At 66.6% G+C, this 21,909-nt stretch carries 17 protein-coding genes and 2 tRNA genes; 11 read left to right on the top strand and 8 right to left on the bottom strand.

All coding sequences use genetic code 11. The annotated features are described in order from the left end of the window. Positions 1-64 precede the first annotated feature (64 nt). A complete protein-coding gene (gene glcF, locus IEY31_RS08970) occupies positions 65-1,342 on the bottom strand; it encodes a glycolate oxidase subunit GlcF (RefSeq protein ID WP_188971075.1) in 1,278 nt (425 codons plus the stop codon). 216 nt (positions 1,343-1,558) lie between these two features. On the opposite strand from glcF, the gene IEY31_RS08975 reads away from it, so the two are divergent. Beyond that, positions 1,559-2,599: an LLM class flavin-dependent oxidoreductase gene (locus tag IEY31_RS08975; protein ID WP_188971077.1), complete on the top strand. Its 1,041-nt coding sequence runs from the start codon at positions 1,559-1,561 to the stop codon at positions 2,597-2,599. A 96-nt stretch (positions 2,600-2,695) separates the two neighbouring features. Here the strand turns inward: IEY31_RS08975 and IEY31_RS08980 are convergent, their stop codons facing one another. Next, on the bottom strand, positions 2,696-4,870 hold the full coding sequence (locus IEY31_RS08980) for a glutamine synthetase III family protein (protein WP_188971079.1): 2,175 nt from the start codon (positions 4,868-4,870) through the stop codon (positions 2,696-2,698). 274 nt (positions 4,871-5,144) lie between these two features. Next, positions 5,145-5,441 carry a P-loop NTPase family protein gene (locus IEY31_RS08985; protein WP_188971081.1) on the bottom strand — a complete coding sequence of 99 codons (297 nt, stop codon included), beginning with the start codon at positions 5,439-5,441 and terminating at the stop codon, positions 5,145-5,147. A gap of 228 nt (positions 5,442-5,669) precedes the next feature. Between IEY31_RS08985 and IEY31_RS08990 the strand changes: the two genes are divergently transcribed. The 6 genes from IEY31_RS08990 to IEY31_RS09015 all read left to right on the top strand — a co-directional run bounded on the left by IEY31_RS08990 (position 5,670) and on the right by IEY31_RS09015 (position 12,906). Continuing rightward, positions 5,670-7,022 carry a glutamine synthetase family protein gene (locus tag IEY31_RS08990; RefSeq protein ID WP_188971083.1) on the top strand — a complete coding sequence of 451 codons (1,353 nt, stop codon included), beginning with the start codon at positions 5,670-5,672 and terminating at the stop codon, positions 7,020-7,022. 267 nt (positions 7,023-7,289) lie between these two features. Further along, a complete protein-coding gene (locus IEY31_RS08995; RefSeq protein ID WP_188971085.1) occupies positions 7,290-8,447 on the top strand; it encodes a branched-chain amino acid ABC transporter substrate-binding protein in 1,158 nt (385 codons plus the stop codon). Positions 8,448-8,647: 200 nt separating this feature from the next. Further along, positions 8,648-9,664 (top strand): branched-chain amino acid ABC transporter permease, encoded by a 1,017-nt coding sequence (locus IEY31_RS09000; protein WP_188971087.1) that lies wholly within the window; start codon positions 8,648-8,650, stop codon positions 9,662-9,664. Continuing rightward, on the top strand, positions 9,661-11,298 hold the full coding sequence (locus tag IEY31_RS09005) for a branched-chain amino acid ABC transporter permease (RefSeq protein WP_188971089.1): 1,638 nt from the start codon (positions 9,661-9,663) through the stop codon (positions 11,296-11,298). Before IEY31_RS09000 ends, IEY31_RS09005 begins: the two co-directional genes overlap by 4 nt. Next, positions 11,295-12,146: an ABC transporter ATP-binding protein gene (locus IEY31_RS09010; protein ID WP_188971091.1), complete on the top strand. Its 852-nt coding sequence runs from the start codon at positions 11,295-11,297 to the stop codon at positions 12,144-12,146. Before IEY31_RS09005 ends, IEY31_RS09010 begins: the two co-directional genes overlap by 4 nt. Next, a complete protein-coding gene (locus IEY31_RS09015; protein WP_229723444.1) occupies positions 12,139-12,906 on the top strand; it encodes an ABC transporter ATP-binding protein in 768 nt (255 codons plus the stop codon). The genes IEY31_RS09010 and IEY31_RS09015 overlap by 8 nt, the downstream gene beginning before the upstream one ends. Positions 12,907-13,274: 368 nt before the next feature. On the opposite strand, the gene IEY31_RS09020 is transcribed toward IEY31_RS09015, so the two are convergent. Further along, entirely contained in the window at positions 13,275-13,901 is a 627-nt protein-coding gene (locus IEY31_RS09020) for a YczE/YyaS/YitT family protein (RefSeq protein WP_188971093.1), read from the bottom strand. 7 nt (positions 13,902-13,908) lie between these two features. Continuing rightward, positions 13,909-14,493, bottom strand: a complete 585-nt coding sequence (locus IEY31_RS09025) for a hypothetical protein (protein ID WP_188971095.1) — start codon at positions 14,491-14,493, stop codon at positions 13,909-13,911. Between the two features lie 169 nt (positions 14,494-14,662). Here IEY31_RS09025 and IEY31_RS09030 point away from each other — a divergent pair, with 169 nt between their 5' ends. The 4 genes from IEY31_RS09030 (at position 14,663) to IEY31_RS09045 (ending at position 16,781) form a co-directional block, all read left to right on the top strand. Then, positions 14,663-15,820: an ATP phosphoribosyltransferase regulatory subunit gene (locus tag IEY31_RS09030; protein ID WP_188971097.1), complete on the top strand. Its 1,158-nt coding sequence runs from the start codon at positions 14,663-14,665 to the stop codon at positions 15,818-15,820. Continuing rightward, positions 15,817-16,479, top strand: coding sequence for an ATP phosphoribosyltransferase (gene hisG / locus IEY31_RS09035; RefSeq protein WP_188971099.1), 663 nt, complete (start codon positions 15,817-15,819; stop codon positions 16,477-16,479). Before IEY31_RS09030 ends, hisG begins: the two co-directional genes overlap by 4 nt. Before the next feature lie 121 nt (positions 16,480-16,600). Then, positions 16,601-16,676 (top strand) — tRNA-Ile (locus IEY31_RS09040). A 30-nt stretch (positions 16,677-16,706) separates the two neighbouring features. Beyond that, positions 16,707-16,781, top strand: a tRNA-Val gene (locus IEY31_RS09045). A gap of 204 nt (positions 16,782-16,985) precedes the next feature. Here the strand turns inward: IEY31_RS09045 and IEY31_RS09050 are convergent. From IEY31_RS09050 to IEY31_RS09060, 3 genes are all read right to left on the bottom strand, one after another. Next, positions 16,986-19,262 carry a GAF domain-containing protein gene (locus tag IEY31_RS09050; RefSeq protein WP_188971101.1) on the bottom strand — a complete coding sequence of 759 codons (2,277 nt, stop codon included), beginning with the start codon at positions 19,260-19,262 and terminating at the stop codon, positions 16,986-16,988. Between the two features lie 118 nt (positions 19,263-19,380). Next, positions 19,381-21,102 carry an ABC transporter ATP-binding protein gene (locus IEY31_RS09055; protein ID WP_229723445.1) on the bottom strand — a complete coding sequence of 574 codons (1,722 nt, stop codon included), beginning with the start codon at positions 21,100-21,102 and terminating at the stop codon, positions 19,381-19,383. 74 nt (positions 21,103-21,176) lie between these two features. Further along, positions 21,177-21,899: an ABC transporter ATP-binding protein gene (locus tag IEY31_RS09060; protein WP_229723446.1), complete on the bottom strand. Its 723-nt coding sequence runs from the start codon at positions 21,897-21,899 to the stop codon at positions 21,177-21,179. Positions 21,900-21,909 lie beyond the last annotated feature (10 nt).

Genomic DNA, 21,909 nt, shown 5'->3' on the forward strand with positions numbered 1-21,909 from the left:
GGCCTGGCTGCGGAGATCACACCTGTCATATGACTGCCCGACGGTTGAACGGTTTGACCCACGGTCACAACTCGCCCCGGTACGCCCGGTCCAGCACTTCCACCGTGTGCATCACCGGCACCGGGCTGCCCTGACGGCGCACATGGCTCTGAATCTGGGTGTGGCAACCGATGTTGCCGCTGGCGATCAGGTCCGGCGTGGTGGACAGGATATGCCCAGCCTTGCGTGCGCCCAGTTGCCCGGCCAGTTCGGGCTGTTCCAGGTTGTAGGTGCCGGCCGAGCCGCAGCACAGGTCACCCTCCGGAATTTCCACGATGCTCACGCCGGGAATCATTCGCAGCAGTTCGCGCGGCGCGGCGCGGACCCCCTGCGCGTGGGCCAGATGGCAGGCGTCGTGGTAGGCAACCTTGAGGGGACGCGAGGCGGGCATGAACGGTTCCAGCCCACCCTCCCGCGCCAGTCCCGCCAGATACTCGCTGATGTCCTGCACTTTGGCCGCGAAGGCCTTCGCCCGTGCCTCATCGTGCAGGCCGTGCAGGATCACCGGGTATTCCTTGAGGCCCGCGCCGCAGCCCGCCGCATTGGACAGGATGGCGTCGTAGTCGTCGGGATTGAAGGCGTCCAGATTGGCGCGCACCAGCCGCAGCGCCTCGTCCCGCGCCCCGGTGTGCAGCGCGGCAGCCCCGCAGCAGCCCTGGCCTTCCGGCACCACCACCTCGATGCCGTTGCGGGCCAGCACGCGCAGTGTGGCGGCGTTGAAGTTGGGCGCAAGGGCCTGCTGAGCGCATCCGGTCAGGAACGCCACCCGGCCCCGGCGCTGCCCCCGTGCGGGCGTGAGCGGCGGGCTGGGCTGCATCGCGGGGACGTGTTCGGGCAGCAGGTCGAGGGGGCCACGCAGCGCGGCGGGCAGCGCCGGGGCCAGCGGCTTGGCGTACTGCCCGACGCGGGCGGCCACGCTGAACAGCCTAGGCGCGGGCAAGGCCTTGAGAATGGCGTAACGCTTGGCCCGGTCCAGTGGGCTGCGCCGCCGCTGCGGCTCGCTCCAGCCACGAAAACTGGTGATCAGCTCGCCGTAGGGCACGCCGCTGGGACAGGCGGTCACGCAGGCCTGACAGCCCAGGCAACGGTCCAGGTGCGGCGCGGCGTCCAGCAGATCCAGGCCGCCTTCCAGCACCTCCTTCATCAGCACGATGCGGCCACGCGGGCTGTCCATCTCGTCGCCCAGCAGCGCGTAGGTGGGGCAGGCGGGCAGGCAGAAGCCGCAGTGCACGCAGGCGTCGACGGCATGCGCCATCACCTCGCCCTGCGGCCCCAGGGCCTGCACAGGAATGTCGTTGTTCACGGGTTGACCTTCACGCCGACAGGATAGACGCCGGTGGCCGGGGCGAAGGTCACGCGGGAATGGATTGGGCTAGAGGTGGGGGCAGTGGAAGACAGCCGGGCCTCAATTACCGGGCGTCGGCTCAAGGTGCCCACCGACAGTCGTCAAATGAAGGTTAAGGCCCCTTCGTGATGCGGCCCAGCGTCAGGACGCGGGAAAGGGGCGCACACTCGGGCCATGACCTCCTCTCCCCTGCCCCTCTCGGTTCTGGATCTGGTACCGATTCCCTCCGGCTCGGACGCCACGGCGGCCCTGCGCGAATCCCTGCGGCTGGCGCAACACGCCGAGGACCTGGGCTACCAGCGCTACTGGGTGGCCGAACACCACAACATGGGCGCGGTGGCGTCCAGCGTGCCGCTGGCGGTGCTGGCGGCGGCCTCGCAGGTCACGCGGCGCATCCGGCTGGGATCCGGCGGCGTGATGCTGCCCAACCACGCGCCGCTGGCCGTGGCCGAGGGCTACCGCCTGCTCTCGGCGCTGGCCCCGGGCCGGGTGGACCTGGGCCTGGGCCGCGCGCCGGGCACCGACGGACGAACGGCGCGGGCCTTGAGAGGCGCGGCTGGCCCGATGGAAGAGCCCTTCGAGCGGCAACTCGCGGAACTGATCGCCTTCGGCACCGGCGAGTTCCCGGCGGGGCATCCCTTCGCCGGAACGGTGGCGGCTCCGGCAGGCGTGGGGCTGTTTCCGCCGCTGTGGCTGCTGTCCAGCAGCGGCTACGGCGCACATGTGGCCGCCCGCATTGGCGCGGGGCTGGCCTTCGCGTGGCACATCAACCCCGACACGGCGGGGGCGGCAGCGGCGGCCCAGGCTTACCGCTCCGCCTTCGAACCCTCGGCGCAGTTCCCCAGGCCCCAGGTGATCGTCGCCGCCAACGTGATTTGCGCCCCCACCCGCGCCGAGGCCGAGGAACTGAGCCTGCCGCTGGGCCTGATGTTCCTGCGCCTGACCCGCGGCGAGGTGGCCTCGTTTCCCAGCGTGCAGGAGGCCCGCGACTACCCCTACACCCCGCAGGAACAGGCGGTGGCCGAGGCGTCGCGTGCCCGCGCCATCGTGGGCGATCCGGCAACGGTGGCGGCCCGCCTGCAGCGTCTGGCCCACGACGTGGGGGCCGACGAACTGATCCTGACCACCATGACGCACGACCCGGCGGCGCGCCGACGCTCCTACACCCTGGTGATGGAGGCAGTGCGCGAGGGGGCGGCAGTAGCGGCCTTCTGACCGGAACTTCTGCAGGAACGTCGCCCGGCTGACCCGGCGGGCCGGACGCAAAAACCCCCGTCTCAGAGAGGACGGAGGCCACAGCTTTGAGAGGTTCTACTTCACGAACAGCATCTGCCGGTACGTTGGCAATGGCCACAGCTTGAAATCGATCAGGTTCTCCAGTCGGTCGGCCACGGTCCGGACCTCCCGCATGGCAGGCAGCACCGCGTCGCGCATGTGGTAGGCCTTCTGGTGGACTTCCTCGCCGCCCTGGGCCTCGTTCTGCTCGCGCAGGACCTGCAGGGCGTCGTACAGGCTGTCGGTCAGTTCGCCCACCTCCCGCCTCACTCCGGCGGCGGCGCGGCTGCCTTCGGGAACGTCCTTCAGCGCCGCCAGGTAGCTCAGGGCCGCCGGCAGAATCTGGCGCTGCGCCATGTACTCGGTGGTCTCGCCCTCGATGTTGACGGTCTTGAAATAGATGTCGAACATGATCTCCTGTCGGGCCGCCAATTCGCGGTCATTCAGGATTTCCAGCCGGCCGAACAGCTCGACGTTCTTGGGGCTGTGCAGATGTTCCACCGCGTCTAGGGCAGTCCGCAGGTTCAGCAGGCCGCGCTGATGTTCGGCCTCCTGGTGCCACTCGTCGCTGTAGCCATCGCCGTCAAAGACGATGCGCTGGTGTTTTTTGTAGGTGTCGCGCACCAGCTCGGCCAGCGCCGTGTCCAGTTCCTGGCCGCCGTCCACCCGGGCCTGCAGGTCCGTGATCAGCTGGCCCACCGAATCGGCCACGATGGTGTTCATGACGGTGATGGGAAAGGAGATGCTCTGGGAACTGCCCACCGCACGGAACTCGAACTTGTTGCCGGTAAAGGCAAACGGACTGGTGCGGTTGCGGTCTCCGGCATGCACCGGGATTTCCGGCAATACGCGGCTGCCCAGCCCCATCAGCCCTGCCGATTTGCCGCGTCCGCCCTGCCCGCTGGCAAGGCGCTCGTAAATATCGCTCAGCTCACTGCCCAGAAAGATGCTGATGATCGCGGGCGGAGCCTCGGCGGCCCCCAGGCGGTGATCGTTGCTGGCGCTGGCCACGCAGGCACGCAGCAGGTCCTGGTGCTCGTCCACGGCCTTGAGGACGGCAGACGTAAAGAACAGGAACTGCATGTTCTCGTCGGGGGTGTCGCCGGGGTCCAGCAGGTTCTCGCCCGCGTCGGTGGCCATGCTCCAGTTGCAGTGCTTGCCGCTGCCGTTGACCCCGGCAAAGGGTTTCTCGTGCATCAGGCAGACCAGGCCGTACTTGCGGGCGGTGGTCCGCAGCACCTGCATCATCAGCTGCTGGTGATCGGCGGCGATGTTGCTGTTCTCGAAGATCGGGGCCACCTCGAACTGACCGGGGGCCACCTCGTTGTGGCGGGTCTTGACCGGAATACCCAGCGCGTACAGCTGCATCTCGGCGTCGGTCATGAAGCTCAGGATGCGGTCCGGAATTGCGCCGAAGTAGTGGTCCTCCAGTTCCTGCCCGCGTGGGGGCTTGGCCCCGAACAGGGTACGTCCGGTCATCACCAGATCGGGACGGCGGTAGTAGTACTCCTCAGCGATCAGGAAGTATTCCTGCTCCGCACCCAGGCTGCTGGTCACGCGGGTGCCCTCGGACGCGCCGAACAGCTTGAGGGCCGGCGTGACCGCCTTGTTCAGCGCCTCGATGGAACGCAGCAGCGGAATCTTGAGGTCCAGCGCCTCGCCCCGCCACGACGCGAACACGCTGGGAATGCACAGCGTCGCGCCGTTGGCGTGCCGGACCACAAAGGCCGGCGACGAGGGGTCCCAGGCGGTGTAGCCGCGCGCCTCGAAGGTGGCCCGCAGGCCCCCGGACGGAAAGCTCGACGCATCCGGTTCGGCCTGGATCAGCTCCTTGCCCGAGAAAGACATGATTGCCACGCCGTCCCCGGCCGGGTTCAGGAACGAGTCGTGCTTCTCGGCGGTGCCGCCGGTCAGCGGCTGAAACCAGTGGGTGTAGTGGGTGGCGCCCATTTCCATGGCCCAGGTCTTCATGGCCAGCGCCACCGTGTCGGCGATGGTGGGGTCCAGCGTCTCGCCGCGCTCGGCGGTGGCCTGCAGGCTCTTGAACGCGCTCTTGCTCATGCGTGTCTTGAGCTGGTCCACCGTCAGCACGTCACTGGCAAACTTCTCGGTGATCAGCTGGCTGGGCGTGGGCTGCGCGGTGGCCTCCACGCGCCAGTTGCGGGCCGCCGAGTTGACATCGAAATCCTGGTTGTTGCCGGTCTGAGTCATAGTCGCTCCCCCTGGAGAACACCACACATAGGCGGACGCCGGGGCTGATCGCCTGCTGGCCCCGGAGCCGTCCGCCGCTGGTCTGTCATCGGGGGTAAGTATAGGGGGCCGGTCGGGAGCGGTCAACGCACTTCTCTGAACAAGTGGCCGGGAAATTCCCCATGATAGGACACGGCGACGGCGGATTGAGCAATCTGTTCAGGTGAAGGGTGCGATCTGTTAAGAAGTGGGGATACAGATTGCACACCAGCGGCGCTCCGGCTCCTCCTGCCCGTTAGAGGGGCTGGCCGGTCAGGCTGCGGGCGCAGGCCTTCAGCCCCTGCGGCGTCCCCTCAGACAGCATCTCGCCGCACGCGCCGCCGCCCATCCGATTCTGGTCAATGCTGATCGGCGCGTTCAGGTGCTCGATGCGGTCCACGTCCGGCTGACCGTCATGCGGCAGGAATCCCTGAAAGCCGTGAGTCTCGTCCAGCCGCCGCGGCACCTCGGCGGTGCTGGTGTCGAAGACCAGCGAGGACTTGCCGGACCCCGCCATGCCGGTAAACACCGTGATCTGCCCTTGGAAATGCACAACGACACGACTTTGAGGTTGTTGTCGTGTGCGCCGTATACCTCGATGAAGTGCCGCCGGGTCATCTGTGAACCTCCGGTGGTCTTCAGGCTCCCTGACATTCATGTGAGAACCCCTGCACGGCAGAGCTTCATCCCGTCTTACCTCTGGGGCGGCTGTGCCGTGTCCGCTTGCCTGCGCCACCGGACGCTACCCTGGGCTCAGAACGTTCCCGGAGGTAACCCGCACATGACCCCTTCCCCCGCAGCCGAGCGGGCCGAGATCCTCTCGCGCCTGCAAGACGCCCAGATCAAGTTTCTGCGCCTGCAATTCACCGACATCCTGGGCACCACCAAGAACGTGGAGGTGCCGCCCTCGCAGTTCGAGAAGGCGCTGAGCGGCGACGTGACCTTTGACGGCAGCGCCGTGGAGGGCTTTACCCGCGTCGAGGAATCCGACATGTTGCTGCGCCCGGACCTGGGCACCTTCCTGATCTACCCGCCGTTCTCGCGGGAAGAGGGCGAGCGCGGCGCGGTGGCCCGGCTGATCTGCGACGTGACCCTGCCCGACGGCACGCCGTTCGAGGGCGACCCCAGGCGGGTGCTGCAACGCCAGATCGAGCGGGCGCATGGCCTGGGCTACGAGATGTTCGTCGGCACCGAGCCGGAGTTCTTCCTGTTCGAGCGCACCCCGGCGGGCCTGGGCAGCACCGTCACGCATGACCGGGCCGGCTACTTTGATCTGGCCCCCATCGACAAGGGCGAGCGCATCCGGCGCGAGATTGCCAACAAGCTGGTCGAGATGGGCTTCGAGATCGAGGCCTCCCACCATGAGGTGGCCCCCGGCCAGCACGAGATCGACTTTCGCTACGCCCCAGCGCTGGAGACGGCGGACCGCATCGCCACCTTCAAATTCGTGGTCAAGCGGGTGGCGCTGGAGTACGGCCTGCTGGCCAGCTTTCTGCCCAAGCCGCTGGCGGGCGTCAGCGGCAGCGGCATGCACTGTCACCTGAGCCTGTTCAGGAACGGTCAGAACACCTTTGCCGACGAGAGCGGCGAATACGGCCTGTCCAGGACCGCCGAGAATTTCATCGCCGGGCTGCTGGACCACGCCGAGGGCATGACCGCCATCACCAATCCTCTGGTCAACAGCTACAAACGGCTGGTGCCGGGCTTTGAGGCCCCGGTGAACATCGCCTGGAGCACCAGCAACCGCTCGGCACTGGTCCGCATTCCGGCCAAGCGCGGAAACTCCACCCGCGCCGAACTGCGGATGCCGGACCCCAGTTGCAATCCATATCTGGCGCTGGCGGTCATGCTGGCCGCCGGCCTGGACGGCATCGAGCGGGGCCTGGAGCCGCCACCCGCCATTGCCCGCAACATCTTCAGGATGACCGTGCGCGAGAAGCGCCACCACCGCGTCAAGGAACTGCCCACCGACCTGCGCGAGGCCCTCGACGAACTGGGCAAGGACGAGGTGCTGCGCCGCGCCCTGGGCGAACACGTCATGGACCACTTCGTGGCGGCCAAGCGCGCCGAGTGGCGCGAGTACAGCGCCGCCGTGCATGCCTGGGAACTGGAACGGTACCTGGACCTGGTGTAGCTCCGGAGTCCTGCCATCACATACCCCTCGCTGTATTAAGACCCCGGATGAAGAACATCACAGCGCCTTCTTGCTGTATTTATATTGCGCCAAAGTGACACTTCTCGGCAACTATTCTTCGGCAATGCCGCAGTCTGAACGTCGGAGTTCCAAAGGTCTGATGAGGGGCGCATTGACTTCACCTTAAGTCATCTCTAGAATCTCGCTATCGCAACCACACGCAATGCATGCCCAAGGGCCTGCGGCGCACCTATATCCGGAGGAATTATGAAGAAGACTGCACTGAGCCTTTCTGTACTCGCCGCGTTGGCCCTCGGCACCGCCAGCGCCCAGACCACCATCAAGATTGCCACCATCAGCCCGCTGTCCGGCGGCCAGAGCAACCTGGGCACCCAGATTCGCAACGGCGCGCAGCTGGCCGTCAACGAGTACGCCCCGCAGTTCAAGAAGCTGGGCTTCAACCTGCAGCTTGTTCCCTACGACGACCAGGCCGATCCGGCCACCGGCACCGCCGCCGCCCGCAAGATCGCCGCCGACAACCAGATCCTGGCTGTGGTGGGCACCCTGAACAGCGGCGTGGCCATTCCCGCCAGCGCGGCCCTGGCACCCAGCAACCTGGTGATGATCAGCCCGGCCAACACCGCCAACCAGGTCACCGACCGCGGACTGGCCAACATGAACCGCATCGTGGCCCGCGATGATTCGCAGGGTCCGGCCGGCGCCAACTTCATCATGGACAACCTGAAGGCCAAGAAGGTCTACGTCCTGAACGACAAGACCGCCTACGGTGAAGGGCTGGCCGCCGAGGTCGAGAAGGCCCTCAAGGCCAAGGGCGTGACCATCTCCGGCAGCGAGGGCACCGAGGAAAAGAGTGACTTTTCCAGCATCGTGGCCAAGATCAAGCTGACCCGCCCCGACGCCATCTACTTCGGCGGCATCTACAACCAGATCGGCGTGTTCATCAAGCAGCTGCGCGGCGCGGGCATCACCACCCCTGTCGTCGGCGGCGACGGCCTCGACAGCAGCGAGCTGCCGACCATCGTGGGCAAGGCCGGCGCCAACAACATCTACTACACCACCGTGGCTGCCCCGCTGGAAGCCCTGCCTGCCGCCAAGACCTTCGCGGCCAGCTTCCAGAAGACCTTCAACAACCCTGCCCAGGGCTTTGGGGCCTTCGGCTATGACGCCGCCACCGTGACCCTCAAGGGCCTGCTGGAAGCCATCCGCGCCAATGGCAACAAGGCTCCGACCCGCAAGATGGTGCAGGACACCATTCGCAAGGGCACCTACAAGGGCCTGCTGTCGGGTGAAGTCAGCTTCAACAGCGTCGGTGACCGCAAGGCCGCCACCCTGTACGTGATGAACATCAAGGACGGCAAGGCCGTGCTGGAAACCAGCCTGCCGGTCAAGCCCCCCAAGAACTGAATCTCGCCTTTGATTGACCTTGGGGCCGGGCCACGTGCCTGGCCCCTTTTTTGAGAACTCCGGGGCACGGAGACGGTTTGGAAGTGATTCCACCTGTCATCCGCGCCGCATTCCAAGAGTAGAATGCCGTCGATTTTACCCTCGCCGTTATTTCTGAGTCCCGCTACACCCCCTTCATTCATTGAAAGGAGCTGATTTCTTTGGAACTTTCTGTCCTGCTGCCCTTCATCGTCAACGTTATCGTGGGCGGCCTGATCCTGGGATTCGTTTACGCCATCATCGCGCTGGGCTACACCATGGTGTACGGCGTGCTGCAACTGATCAATTTCGCGCACTCGGAGGTGTTCATCACCGGCGCGGTGGTGGGCTTCGAGATTTTCCGCATCCTTCAGGACTCGCCGATGAATGGCTACCTCAAGTTGCTGCTCGCGCTGATGTCCGCCATGGTGGTCTCGGGACTGCTGAATGTGCTGATCGAGCGCCTGGCGTACCGCCCGCTGCGCGGCGCGCCCCGGCTGGTGCCGCTGATCACAGCCATCGGGGTATCGCTGATCCTGCAAGACGTGCTGCGCTTTCTCGAAGGATTGCAGGGGCGCTTTGACCTGACCTACACGCTGCCCGCCGGATTCGGCAACAAGTTCTGCGCCGCCGAGGGCAGCAGTTGTGCGCCGCTGGGCAACTTCCTGCGCAGCGTTGGCGTGGACGTGCAGCTCAAAGACGTGATTCTGGTTGTGGTGGCCCTGGTCAGCCTGACCGTGCTGAATTACGTGGTCAACCGCACCCGGCTGGGCAAGGCGATTCGCGCCGTGTCGCAAGACCGCGTGACTGCGGGCCTGATGGGCATCGATTCCAACCGGATGATCAGCGCCACCTTCCTGATCGGTGGGGCGCTGGGCGGCGTCAGCGGCGTGCTGTTCGGCATCAAGTTCGGCACGGTCAATGCCTACAGCGGCTTTGACCCCGGCATCATCGCCTTCACGGCGGCCGTGCTGGGCGGCATCGGCAGTATTCCCGGCGCGGTGCTGGGCGGGCTGTTGCTGGGCGTGATCCAGAACCTGATCGGCGTGATGAACATCTTCGGCGACCTGCTGGGCATCGATAACCTGGGCACCATCGACGCGAGCTATTCCAAGATCGGGCCGTTCATCGTGCTGGTGCTGATCCTGATCTTCAAGCCCACCGGCCTGCTCGGCAAGAGCAACGTGGAGAAGGTATGACGGTTGCCAACCCCGCCAAGCCTGCGGTGCGCCCGCCCACCGTCCAACCGGACCGCACCTTCTGGCTGATGCTGTTCTTCATTGTTTCCAGCGTGCTGCTGCTGGTCTCGCACTCGCCCGAGATGCTCAGAAACCTGGGGCCGCTGGGGGACGTGCTGCGCAACAAGGTGATCGAGGCGCTGGTCGTCTCGCTGTTCCTGGCCAACGTGCTGTTCGCCTATCTGTGGAAGGCCGCGAACTGGGCCAAGCTGATCGTGGGGCTGGGCAGCCTGCTGTTCGTGCTGCCGCTGGCCGGACAGACCGACACCAGCCTGCTGGACCTGAGCATTCAGATCATGATCTTTGCCGCGCTGGCCCTGGGCCTGAACATCGTGGTGGGCCTGGCCGGCCTGCTGGATCTGGGCTACGTGGCGTTCTTCGCGGTGGGCGCGTACACCTGGGGCATCTTTGCGAGCCCACGCTTCGGTGAGGTGCTGCGCTACTACGGCGAAAATCCCGGCAGCACCGGTGCGGGCACCCTGGCTATTGGGCTGGTGCTCACGGCGGTCACGGCAGGCAGCATGGTGTACATCAAAGGGCTTCAGGCCCGCGTCGCGCCCACCCGCCTGAGTGATCGCAGCTTTCTGCTGGCTGGCATCGGCCTGCTGGCCGGCATCATCCTGGTGGCCCGCTCCATTGTGGTTCTGAGCTCAGGCTCGGCAGAAGCGCTGGCCAACGGCATCAGCCCCGGCTTCTTCTGGCTGTTTCTGGCCCTGAGCATCATGGCCGCCGCCGTGGTGGGCCTGCTGATCGGTCTGCCGGTGCTCAAGCTCAAGGGCGACTATCTGGCCATCATCACGCTGGGCCTAGGCGAGGTGATCCGGGTGCTGGCCAACAACCTGGATCTGTACACGGCTGGTTCGCAGGGCATCACCCCCGTCGGCTCGGCCTCGGTGCCGTGGTTCAACAGTCTGGCCGGGACGCTGGGCTTCCGGCCTGACCAGTACAACCTGCTGTTTCTGTACATGCTGGTGCTGGTCATGATCGCCGTGGTTCTGCTGGTGAACGTGCGCCTGGACCAGAGCCGCATCGGTCGGGCCTGGATTGCCATCCGCGACGACGAGATTGCGGCGCAGGCCATGGGCGTGCCGCTGATGCAGACCAAGCTGATTGCCTTTGCCACCGGGGCAAGCTTCGCCGGCGTCATGGGCATGATCTTCGCGGCCAAGCAGACCTTTATCAGCCCCGAGAGCTTCAACCTGCTGCAGAGCATCCTGGTGCTGAGCATGGTGGTGCTGGGCGGCATGGGTTCATTCAGCGGCGTGATTCTGGGCGCGGCAGTCGTAACGCTGCTGAACCTGCGGATCCTGCCGGGGCTGGGCGAGGCCAGCGCCAACGTGTCCTGGATTCCGCAGGAGGTCAACCCGGCGAACTACAACCGCTTTATCTTTGGCTCGATTCTGGTGGCGATGATGCTCTTGCGCCCGGAGGGCCTGCTGCCCAACAAACGCCGGACACGCGAACTGCACCACGGCGAGGACCAGGAAGACGAGAGCGAGGACGGCAACGCCGGCGGCCTGAAGGCGGGCGGAGACGTATACAGCGCCGGGCTGGCCACCATCAAGGAAGACGACCGCCCCGGAGGCAGCCGATGATCAAGACCACCATCCACCCCGGCCCCGCGGCACCGGCCAGCGCCGGTAGCATCCTCGAAGTTAGCGGACTGACCAAGGAATTCGGTGGCCTGACCGCCGTGAACTCGGTCACCATGAACGTCCCCGAACGCAGCATCGTCAGCGTGATCGGCCCCAACGGCGCGGGCAAGACCACCTTCTTCAACATGATCACCGGCATCTATGCGCCCACACACGGCAGCATTCATCTGGCCGGCCGCAGTCTGGTGGGCCTGCGGCCCGATCAGGTGACGGAGGCCGGCATTGCGCGGACCTTCCAGAACATCCGGCTGTTTTCCTCGATGACCAGTGAGGAGAACATCATGGTAGGCCGCAACTCGCGCCTGAAAAGCACCTTTGTGGATGCCGTGCTGCGCACCCGCCGCTTTCATGAGTCCGAACACGAGGCGCGTGAGGCCGCCCGGATCATGCTGGACTTCGTGGGCCTGAGCCGCTGGCGCAACGAGATCGCTACCAACCTACCCTACGGCGATCAGCGCAAGCTGGAAATCGCCCGTGCACTGGCCACCACCCCCAAACTGATCCTGCTGGACGAACCGGCCGCCGGCATGAATCCCCGCGAGACCGAGGACCTCAAGGCCCTGATCCGCCGCGTGCGCGACGAACTGGGGGTGACGGTGTGCCTGATCGAGCATGACATGCGGCTGGTCATGACCCTCAGCGAGTACATCACCGTGCTGGACTACGGCAGCAAGATCAGCGAGGGCCTGCCGCATCAGGTCCGCAACGACCCCGCCGTGATGGAAGCCTACCTGGGCCGCGGGGCGGCCGCCGGGGAATACGGCAAGGAGGAGAAACCCAATGTCTAGCCCCACGCCCTCAGCCCACCTTGCCAAGGACGGCCCCGGCGGCACGCCCATGCTGGAGCTCAGCGACATCCACTCGTACTACGACCACATCCACGCCCTCAAGGGCATCAGCCTCACGGCGCACGAGGGTGAGATCGTGGCGCTGATCGGCGGCAACGGGGCCGGCAAGACCACCACCCTGCGCACGGTCAGCGGCATGATGAAACCGCGCCATGGCACGCTGACGTATCTGGGTCAGGACATCGCCGGAAAACCGGCCCACCAGACCATGCAGATGGGCATGAGCCACGTGCCGGAGGGCCGCCGGATCTTCCCGCAGCTGACCGTGCGCGAGAATCTGGAGGTCGGCGCCTACACCCTCACCGACAGGAAGCTGATCGAGGAGCGGGTGCAGGAGGGCTTTGCCTACTTTCCCCGCCTGAAGGAGCGCGAGAACCAGCTGGGCGGCACCATGTCGGGCGGCGAGCAGCAGATGCTGGCCATTGCCCGCGCCCTGATGGTCAACCCCCGGCTGCTGCTGCTGGACGAGCCGAGCATGGGCCTGTCGCCACTGTTCGTGGAGGCGATCTTCGACATCATCGTCAAGCTGAACCGCGAGCACAACACCACCGTGCTGCTCGTAGAGCAAAACGCCAACATGGCCCTGGCCATCGCCCACCGCGCCTACGTCCTGCAGACCGGCGAGATGAAGCTGAGCGGCCGGGCCAGCGACATCGCCAAGGACGAGAGCGTGCGCAAGGCCTACCTGGGCGACGAGTAGGCCCACCAGCAAGGCGGGAAACCGCAGCAGACCGCCAGCACACACCACGCAGGGCCGGAGCCGGAAAGCCCCGGCCCCGGCCTTTGGGTCCACTCGTCAGGTCTGCGCGGGCCGTGAACACGACGCGCCTCGCCGCCATGCCGACCGTGGGCAGTGAGCTGTATACCCCTCCGGCGAACTGAACGCCAGCGCAGCCCCCGGCCCATCACCATCACGCCGGGGCACGGGCCTGCCGCAACGATCCCAGCGCCCGCAGCGCCAGCGGCGTGACCGCAGGCCAGCGCGAAGATAAGAGACCGCGCCGCCCCTTCAGGGGCCGGTCCAGGAGGGCCCCAACGTCAGCGTCCCGGCGCCTCGGCCCTCTCTCATCAGCCTTTCCTGCCCAGTCCGAACAGCCCCAGCCCCCAGCCCATCGCTGGTCCCACCGCCAGCGCGAAGACCAGCGTGCCCCAGCCCAGCGGTCCGCCCATGGCCCAGCCCAGCAGCAGCACCGCCAGTTCCACACCGCTGCGGATGCGCGGCACCGGCCAGCCGGTCACGCGGCGCAGCGCCAGCGTCAGGCCGTCGCGCGGGCCGGCACCCAGGCCAGCCGCCACGTAGGCCCCGGTGGCAAAACCCAGCAGCAGCACCCCCAGCCCAAACTGTGCCCAGCGCCAGCCCAGCGCCGATGGATCGGGAATCAGCGGGGCCAGTACATCCAGGAACACCCCGATCAGGACCACGTTCAGGACTGTACCCAGGCCAATGCGCTCGCGCAGGCGCAGGGCCGTAAAGGCCACGATGGCAGCCCCGGTCAGGACACTGACCACACCCACCGTCAGCGGCAGGTGCCGGGTCAGGCCCACATGCAGCACTTCCCAGGGGGCCACCCCCACGCGGGCGTCCAGCATCATCCGCAGGCTCAGACCGTACAGGAACAGGCCTGTCAGCAGCAGGGCCAGCCGTCCGGCCCGTGAGGGCCGAACCAGTCCGGCCAGCGGCGCAGACACGGTCATGCGGTGACTAGCGGGCGCGTAGCGTGGCCTGGTTTCCGGCAGTATCGACCACCACAATGTCGGCCCAGATTCCGGTCGTCTCGGCAAAGAACTCCACACTCGGACCGGGGGTAATGTTCAGGCGATTGCCGTCCACCAGCACCTGTGCCACACCGTTGTTGTCCCCTGCCACGCCCGCCACCCGGATAACGTTGCCGCTTTTCTCGAAGCGGGTGAGCTGAATGGTGGGCTTGACTGTATCCACGCTGATCGGCAGCACCAGGGTGGACTCGTTGCCGGCAGCGTCGCGGGCCTTGATGGTGTACTTGCCCTGGGTGCCCTCGATCAGGGTCTTGAACTGAAAGCGCGCCAGCTTGCGGCTGCCCGGCAGCACTGGAATGGGCGTGCCGTCCACCGTGACCTGCGTCACGCCCACGTCGTCCAGCACGGTGCCGTCCACCAGCACTGATTTCTCACGGGTCACCCCCACCGCGCTGGTCACGCTGATGCGCGGCTTGAAGGTGTCGGTGGTGCGGGCGCAGCCGCTCAGCAGCAGCAGCCCCAGCGCGGGCAGCAGCGCTGCGGCGGGCAGGAAGAACGGGCAGCGGCGCATGGCCCGGAGTATAGCGGGTGGGTGCCGCCTGGACAGGATTCAGAAAGTGGGACGCGGTGGGGCCGCAGCGGAACGGCAGGCCCGCAGGCCATGCCCTCTCGGGAAGAACCTGCACCCACAAATGTGACAGGGAATCTTCCGGCGCCGCCTTACACGCCAAGCCCTTACAATGCCTCCCGTGAGTTCGCCCGCCCGCCCGCCGTCTGCCCCGCCCTCTGCCTTTATCCCCGAGGGCACACGCGACGTGCTGCCGCCCGACTGGGAACAGCGCGAGGCCCTGCGCGCCCGGCTGTCCCATCTGTTCGGCAGCTGGGGCTACCGCGGCGTGGAGGTTCCGGCACTGGAATACGCCGACGCCCGTCATCCGCAGGACGCCCGCGCCTTCAAGCTGATCGATTCGGGCGGGCAGGTGCTGGCGCTGCGCAGCGAGTTCACCACCGCGATCGGACGGCTGGTGCGCGCCCAGTTTCCAGGCGGGCCGTTTCCCCTGCGCCTGCACTACAGCGGACGGCTGTGGCTGCGCGCCCTGACCAGCGAACTTGGCCGCCTGCGCGAGTTCGGGCAGACCGGCGTGGAACTGATCGGCACCCTGGGCGCACGCGCCGACGCCGAGCTGCTGCAACTGGCGACGGCGGCGCTGGCCGAGGTCTCGGTGGGCGCCCAGCTGGAAGTGGGCTATCCCGGTTTTGTGGACGCTGTGCTGGAGGACGCCGCGCTGCATGGCCCGGCCCGCGAGGCGCTGCACGGCGCGGTCGACCGCAAGAGCGGCGCGGACATCGACCTGCTGTCGCGCCAGCACGGGCTGTCGGGCGGGGTCACGCGCACCCTGCACGCCCTGACCGATCTGTACGGCGGCGCGGAGGTGCTGGACGCTGCGGCAGGGCTGGCCCAGGGCACTCGGGCGCGGGCGGCGGTGGCGCATCTGCGCGAGGTTGCAGCGCTGTACGGTGGCCCCTTGCTGTATGACCTGGGGGCCAGCCGGCGCTACGACTACTACACCGGCCTGACCTTCCGCGCCTACGCGGCGGGCCTGAACCAGCCGGTGCTGGGCGGGGGCCGCTACACGCTGGAGGGTGGGCTGCCCGGTGCGGGCTTCGCAATGGGCCTGGAGCGCCTGCTGCGCGCCGCCGCACCGCAGTTGCCCCCCCAGCCGGAGGTGGTGCTGGCCCTGGACACCGCTGGGGCCGAGCTGGCGCGTGGACAGGGCCTGTGCGCCGAACTGGCCTGGACGGACGACCACGCCGAGTTGCGGCGCTACAGCGCGGCGCGGGGCATCCTGCGCTGGGCGCGGGGTGCCGAGTTGTTCGGGGCGGAGGTGCAGGCATGACTCCCGCGCCGCTGCGTGCCGCGGACCACCTGACGCTGGCGCTGCCCAAGGGCCGCATTCTGGAAGAGGCCATCACGCTGCTCTCGAGGGCTGGCCTGCCGCTGACCCTGCCTGAGAAATCTCGCGCCCTGCGCCACGAGTTTCCCGGCGTGACCGTGCTGGAACTGCGCAACCAGGACGTGCCGGTTTACGTTGACCTGGGCGTGGCCGACGCCGGCATCGTGGGCAAGGACGTGCTGATCGAATCCGGGCGCGAGGTCTATGAACCCGTCGACCTGCGTTTTGCCGCCTGCCGCCTGTCCCTGATCCGCGAAGTGGGGGCGGCAGCGGCCATCGTGCGGGTGGGGACCAAGTACCCACGCGCCGCTCGCGCCTACCTGAACGCGCACGGCATCCCCGCTGAGGTCGTCAAGCTCAGCGGCAACATCGAACTGGCCGCGCTGACCGGTCTGGCCGAGGCCGTCATCGATCTGGTTCAGACCGGCAGCACCCTGCGCGCCAACAATCTGGAGGAGGTGGACATCCTGTTCGAGTCCAGCGCCCGCCTGATCGTGAACCGTGCAGCTCTGAAGCTGCGGCGCGAGCGGCTGCGGCCCCTGATTGAGCGCCTGCGGGAACTTGTGGCCGAGGACCACCCGTCGGCAGAGCCTATGACCTGAGCCAGTGGGCGGCCCCACCTGCGTCCGATGATTTGACAAGCACCGGGCCCGTTGCTACACTTCCCCTCGCCTGAAGACCAGCCATCCCCGTGGCGACTCGGGGGGCGTGTGCAAAGGCCCCGGGCCTTTAGCTCAACGGTCAGAGCAGTCGGCTCATAACCGATTGGTTGCCGGTTCAAATCCGGCAAGGCCCACCATCCCTGGCCAGCAGGACAGTTTCAGATTTCGGGCGGTTAGCTCAGTGGTAGAGCATTCGCTTCACACGCGAGAGGTCGTAGGTTCAAGTCCTATACCGCCCACCAAAAAAAACCCGCCTAGCGCGGGTTTTTTCGTCGTTGTTGTCCCTGGAGTTACAAACGCCTGCCTGCCAAATGGAGCGAAACGGCCGTTTTCGGGCAATTCATGCATGGCCTGAGAACAATCATCCGCTCCCGGAAGCTGAACCATAATTCTCCCAGTAGTCCGAGGCTGGCGAGTTCAAGACCCCACCACATCAGCCTTCACTGTCAGAGCGCGGCCTTGGGCAGGACAAAGCTGAAGGTGGCCCCCTCGTCTGGCTGGCCCTCTGCCATCATCGTGCCGCCATGCCGGGTCACGATGCGCCGCGCGTTGGCCAGACTGACCGCCGCGCCGCCGAAGTCTTCCTGTCGGTGCAACCGCTGGAACATCGTGAACAGCTTGCCCACGTATTCCGGATTGAAGCCCACCCCGTTGTCGCGCACCCGCACCGCCCAGCGCTCCCCCTGATCCTCGGCCCAGACCGCGATCACCGCCGGACGCCGGTCCCGCGTGTACTTCACGGCGTTGTCCAGCAGGGCCGTGACCACCCGGCGCAGCAGCTCCACGTCCCCATAGATCTCGGGCAGGACAGCGATCTCCCAGACGATCTCGCGCCCTGGATGGGTCACGTCCATCTGCTGACGGGCCGCCCCAAAAATCCGGTTGAGGTCCACCCGTTCCAGCTTGAGCGGCTGCCGTGAAGCCCGCGACACGTCGAGCATGCCGTCGATCAGCGTAGCCAGGGTGGTGGCCGCCTGGGTCACGATGCCGAAATAACGCTCAGCCTTCGGGTCCAGCGGCTCGGGCAACGCGCGGCGCAGCAGTTCCCCGAAGCTGGTGATGTGCCGTACCGGGGTCCGCAGGTCATGCGACACGCTGTACGTGAAGGCTTCAAGCTCCTCGTTGGACGCCTGCAGCAGATCGCGCTGGGCCGTAAGCTGCCGAGCCTGTTCGGCACGTTCCAGCGCCAGCCCGAGACTGAACACGGTGGACTTCAGCACGGCCTGATCGGCCACACTCCACGGACGCGGTCCGAACAGGGACACGTTGAAGATGCCGGTAACCGCGCCGCCCACCAGCACCGGCAGGGTGGCCACTGTAAAGAGGTGCGTTACCAGTTCCGGTGCGATGTCCCGCGTGAGATCGTAGCGGTCCTGGAACAGCGGCTCCCTCGTCTGGTGGGGCTGGTCCAGGGTGGGCGTCTGGCCCACCGGCAGGCCAGCATCCACGGCGACCTGCAACGCCGGATTGCCCAGTTCCCCCAGTTGTGCCCGGATTCGCCACTGTCCCTCGCTGACTTGCCAGAACACGGCGTAGCCCGGCGGCAGCAGGGACAGCACCAGCGACATGGCGCGCTCAATCAGCACGTCGGCGTCTGTAGTCAGGCCCAGGTCACGGGTCAGCGCCGCAAAGCCTTCCAGCGCCTGCGTGCGGGCCAGCAACTCGGCGTTCTGCACCTCGAGCTGCCGCGCCACCTCGGTGCGCTCCAGAGCCAGGGTCAGGCTGCGGCCCACTGCCTGGAACACCGCGCGGCGGTGTTCGGTCCAGTGCGGCGTGTCCTTGACGCCCAGCACGAACATCGCCTGGGTGACCCCGCCGATGGGCAGTGGGGCGATGGCCGCGCTCTGGTAGACCTCGGTGTAGGGGAAGTGCTGCTGTTCCGGGTTCCAGTCGTCCACGAAGATGGGCTGCCCTGTCCGCATGGGCTGGGCAAACACCGGGATGTCCATCGGCACTCCGGCCTGAAGGCTGGCCAGCAGGGTGGGCTGCTTTTCCAGATCGCTGGTGTGGACCTTGATGCGCCACAGGCCGTCCTCCAGGGCGTGGTACGCGGTGGTGCAGCCCGGAAACAGCGTGCTCAGGACAGCCACGGCGCGCTCCGCCAGCACCAACACGCCGGTCTCGCCGTCGGCGGTCTCAGTGAAGCGCACGAAGGCCTCGAGTTCGGCGGTGCGGTCATGAACCTGCTGCTCCAGATCACCCGACAGCCGGGCGCGGTCCAGCGCCAGGGCGCACTGGCTGGCCAGCGTCTGCAGGAAGTGCTGCTCTTCCAGGGTGAAGGTGTGCGGTTCGCGGAAGTCCAGCACGATCACGCCCAGTGGGTGGCCGTCCATCACCATGGGCAGGACGGCGCTGGCCACAGCAGCCACCCCGCCCGTCCGGGTTTCCAGGGCCGGGTAGGCGGCCACCAGCGCGCCTGCAGACTCAAAGAACAGCGGCGTGTCCTGCCGCAGCGCGTCGGCGGCGGGGCCAGGCCCGTCCAGGTCCCTGTCCTGCCAGACGCTGCTCTGGGCCTGACCGAGCCTCGCCGCGACATTCAGGTGTTTGCCCTGGACCAGCAGGACCGTGCCGTCGATGGCTGCCAGGGCGTCCAGGGCGTCGCGCAACACGATGTCGAAGACCTCGCCGGTCCGTCGCACGGCGGCCAGATCCTGCGTCACGCGCTGGAGCCGGTTCAGCAGGTGGGCCGCGAGTGCCGGGTCCGGATTGGAGAGGTCTGTCATGGATGCGGGCAGTCTAGGCGCTCAGGTGGGCAACGGCCTGAGACGACATCCTTTGGACGTTGTGCAGAAACGAAGGAGATCACCCGCCGGGATCTGATCTGAGCCCCTCCGCTGCTCTTCATGCTGCCGATTCCTCCTGCCCCCGGAACTGTTTGCTGTACAGGTCCGCGTACAGGCCACCTTGTTGCAGCAGTTCCTTGTGACTGCCGCGCTCCTTGATCTGCCCGGCCTCAATCACCAGAATCAGGTCCGCGCTGACGATGGTACTCAACCGGTGGGCAATGACCACACTGGAACGGCCCCGCAGCAGCACCGCCAGCGCATCCTGGATGGTGCGTTCGGTGCGGGTGTCCACGTTGCTGGTGGCCTCGTCCAGGATCAGGATCCGTGGGTCCGCCAGGATGGCGCGCGCGAAGGCCACAAGCTGGCGCTGGCCCTGGCTGAGGTTGCTGCCGCCCTCGCTCAGCAGCGTGTCGTAGCCCTGCGGCAGCGCGGTAATGAAGTCGTGGGCGCTCGCGGCGCGAGCAGCGGCCTCCACCTCGGCCCGCTCCGCCCCCGCCTGGCCATAGGCGATGTTGTCGGCCACGCTGCCGGAGAACAGGAACGATTCCTGCGGCACGATGGCGATGGCACTTCTCAAAGAGGCCCGCGTCAGCTCGCGCACGTCCACGCCGTCCACCTTCAGTGCCCCGCCGGAAACCTCGTAAAAGCGCGGAATCAGGTTGGCAATGCTGGTCTTGCCCGCCCCCGTTGGCCCCACCAGGGCCACAGTCATGCCCGGCTCGATGGTGAAGTCGATGCCGCGAAGCACGGGCTTGCCGGGAACATAGGCAAAGTCCACCCCTTCAAATTCAACCCGGCCCTGGGAATTGGTCAAGACCTGAGCGCTGGGCGCATCCGGCGCTTCGGGGGTCTCGTCCAGAATGGCGTAGATGCGTTCCGCCCCGGCCAGCGCAGATTGAAGCTGGGTGTAGACCTGCGCGGCCAGTTGCAACGGGCGGAAGAACTGCTGCACGTAGATCAGGAAGGCGGCGAGCAGGCCCACCGTGAGGTTGCCGCCAAAGACCAGAAAGCCGCCGTAGCCGATCACCAGCGCGGTGCCCAGCGTAGAAATGATGTCGATGGCCGGCGCAAAGGCGCTGGTGATCGCCACCGCCTGCACGTTGGCGTCGCGGTTGGCCGCGTTGCTTTCCTGAAAGCGCAGGATGTTCTCCTCGCCGCGCCCGAACGCCTGGGCCTGCCGCACGCCGGTGATTTCTTCTTGCAACTCGGCGGTGACGGCCCCGACGGTCACGCGGGTCAGGCGAAACGCCTTGCGCGTCAGGCCCGAGAAGTACGAGGTGGTCAGCAGCATCACCGGCACCAGGATGAAACTGACCAACGCCAGCTTCACGTCCAGCAGCAGCATGGCGACGATGATGCCAATCAGGCCGAACAGCGAACCGAGCAGCTGCGTGATGCCCTGCGAGAGAAGCTGGTTGAGGGTTTCCACATCGCTGATGATGCGGCTCATCAAGTCGCCCACCGAGCGTGAATCAAAGAAACCCAGCGGCAGGCGTTGAAAGGCCGCCAGCAGCTTGGCCCGCATGTTCAGCAGCACGCGCTGGCCCACCGCGCCCACCTGGTACGTCTGCGCCCGCGAGGCCACGGCGCTCAGGCCGTACACCAGGGCAAGCAGCCCCATCGTGACGGCCAGCCCGCCCGCATCCCTGGCCGCGATGTTGATGTCAATGGCTCGGCTGATCAGGTACGGCCCCAGCGCCGTGCCGACTGCACCCACGATCAGCAGCGCCAGCGCCAGCAGCAGTTGGGAGCCGAAGGGCGAGAGTTCTCCCAGCAAGCGCCGCAGTGTTCCCGACGTGTTTTTTGTCTTATTTTCCTTGCCGCCTCTGGCCACTTCTGCACTGCCGCCTCTCATACCGTTCCTCCCACTGCTGCCTTGTCTGGTTCGGCGTGGTCCGGGCGCAGTTGTGAACCCACGATTTCGTTGTACAGCTCGCTGGACTCACTGAGTTCAGCGTGGCTGCCGCTGGCCACGATCACGCCGCCGTCCAGCACCAGAATCAGGTCCGCGCTTCTGACCGTGCTGATGCGCTGGGCGATCACCACGGTGGTGCGCCCCTGATCGTTGATCAGGTTGTCCAGTTCCGCCAGAATCAGACTCTCGGTCTCGGCGTCCACGGCGCTGGTGCTCTCGTCCAAAATCAGCAGTTGGGGGTTAATGAGCAGGGCGCGGGCAATGGCGAGGCGCTGACGCTGCCCGCCAGACAGGCCCACGCCGCGCTCACCGATCTCGGTGTCGTAGCCCTCGGGCAGCGCCTCAATAAATGGGGCGGCCTGCGCCACCTGCGCGGCGGCCCGCACTTCGGCGTCGCTGGCGTCGGGTCTGCCGTAGGCAATGTTGCTGCGGATGGTGCCGGAAAACAGCAGCGCGTCTTGCAGCACGATGCCGACTTGCGATCTGAGCGAGGCCAGCGTGACTGTGCGGACGTCGTGACCGTCGATCAGTACCCGGCCTTCCGTCGAGTCATAAAAGCGCGGAATCAGGTTGACCGACGTACTCTTGCCGCTGCCGGTGGTTCCCAGAATGGCGACGGTCTGCTGCCACCTCAGGGGCGGATAGAGCAGAGCAAGCACAACACTGCCC

Origin of the sequence: Deinococcus aerolatus (genome assembly GCF_014647055.1) — a bacterium.
Lineage (GTDB): Bacteria > Deinococcota > Deinococci > Deinococcales > Deinococcaceae > Deinococcus > Deinococcus aerolatus.

Bases quoted from the DNA above. Each gene is read 5' to 3' on its own strand.
- IEY31_RS08975 (WP_188971077.1), top strand. From the start codon at position 1,559: ATGACCTCCTCTCCCCTGCCCCTCTCGGTTCTGGATCTGGTACCGATT.
- IEY31_RS08980 (WP_188971079.1), bottom strand. From the start codon at position 4,870: ATGACTCAGACCGGCAACAACCAGGATTTCGATGTCAACTCGGCGGCC.
- IEY31_RS08990 (WP_188971083.1), top strand. From the start codon at position 5,670: ATGACCCCTTCCCCCGCAGCCGAGCGGGCCGAGATCCTCTCGCGCCTG.
- IEY31_RS08995 (WP_188971085.1), top strand. From the start codon at position 7,290: ATGAAGAAGACTGCACTGAGCCTTTCTGTACTCGCCGCGTTGGCCCTC.
- IEY31_RS09005 (WP_188971089.1), top strand. From the start codon at position 9,661: ATGACGGTTGCCAACCCCGCCAAGCCTGCGGTGCGCCCGCCCACCGTC.
- IEY31_RS09010 (WP_188971091.1), top strand. From the start codon at position 11,295: ATGATCAAGACCACCATCCACCCCGGCCCCGCGGCACCGGCCAGCGCC.
- IEY31_RS09015 (WP_229723444.1), top strand. From the start codon at position 12,139: ATGTCTAGCCCCACGCCCTCAGCCCACCTTGCCAAGGACGGCCCCGGC.
- IEY31_RS09020 (WP_188971093.1), bottom strand. From the start codon at position 13,901: ATGACCGTGTCTGCGCCGCTGGCCGGACTGGTTCGGCCCTCACGGGCC.
- IEY31_RS09025 (WP_188971095.1), bottom strand. From the start codon at position 14,493: ATGCGCCGCTGCCCGTTCTTCCTGCCCGCCGCAGCGCTGCTGCCCGCG.
- IEY31_RS09030 (WP_188971097.1), top strand. From the start codon at position 14,663: ATGCCTCCCGTGAGTTCGCCCGCCCGCCCGCCGTCTGCCCCGCCCTCT.
- hisG (WP_188971099.1), top strand. From the start codon at position 15,817: ATGACTCCCGCGCCGCTGCGTGCCGCGGACCACCTGACGCTGGCGCTG.
- IEY31_RS09050 (WP_188971101.1), bottom strand. From the start codon at position 19,262: ATGACAGACCTCTCCAATCCGGACCCGGCACTCGCGGCCCACCTGCTG.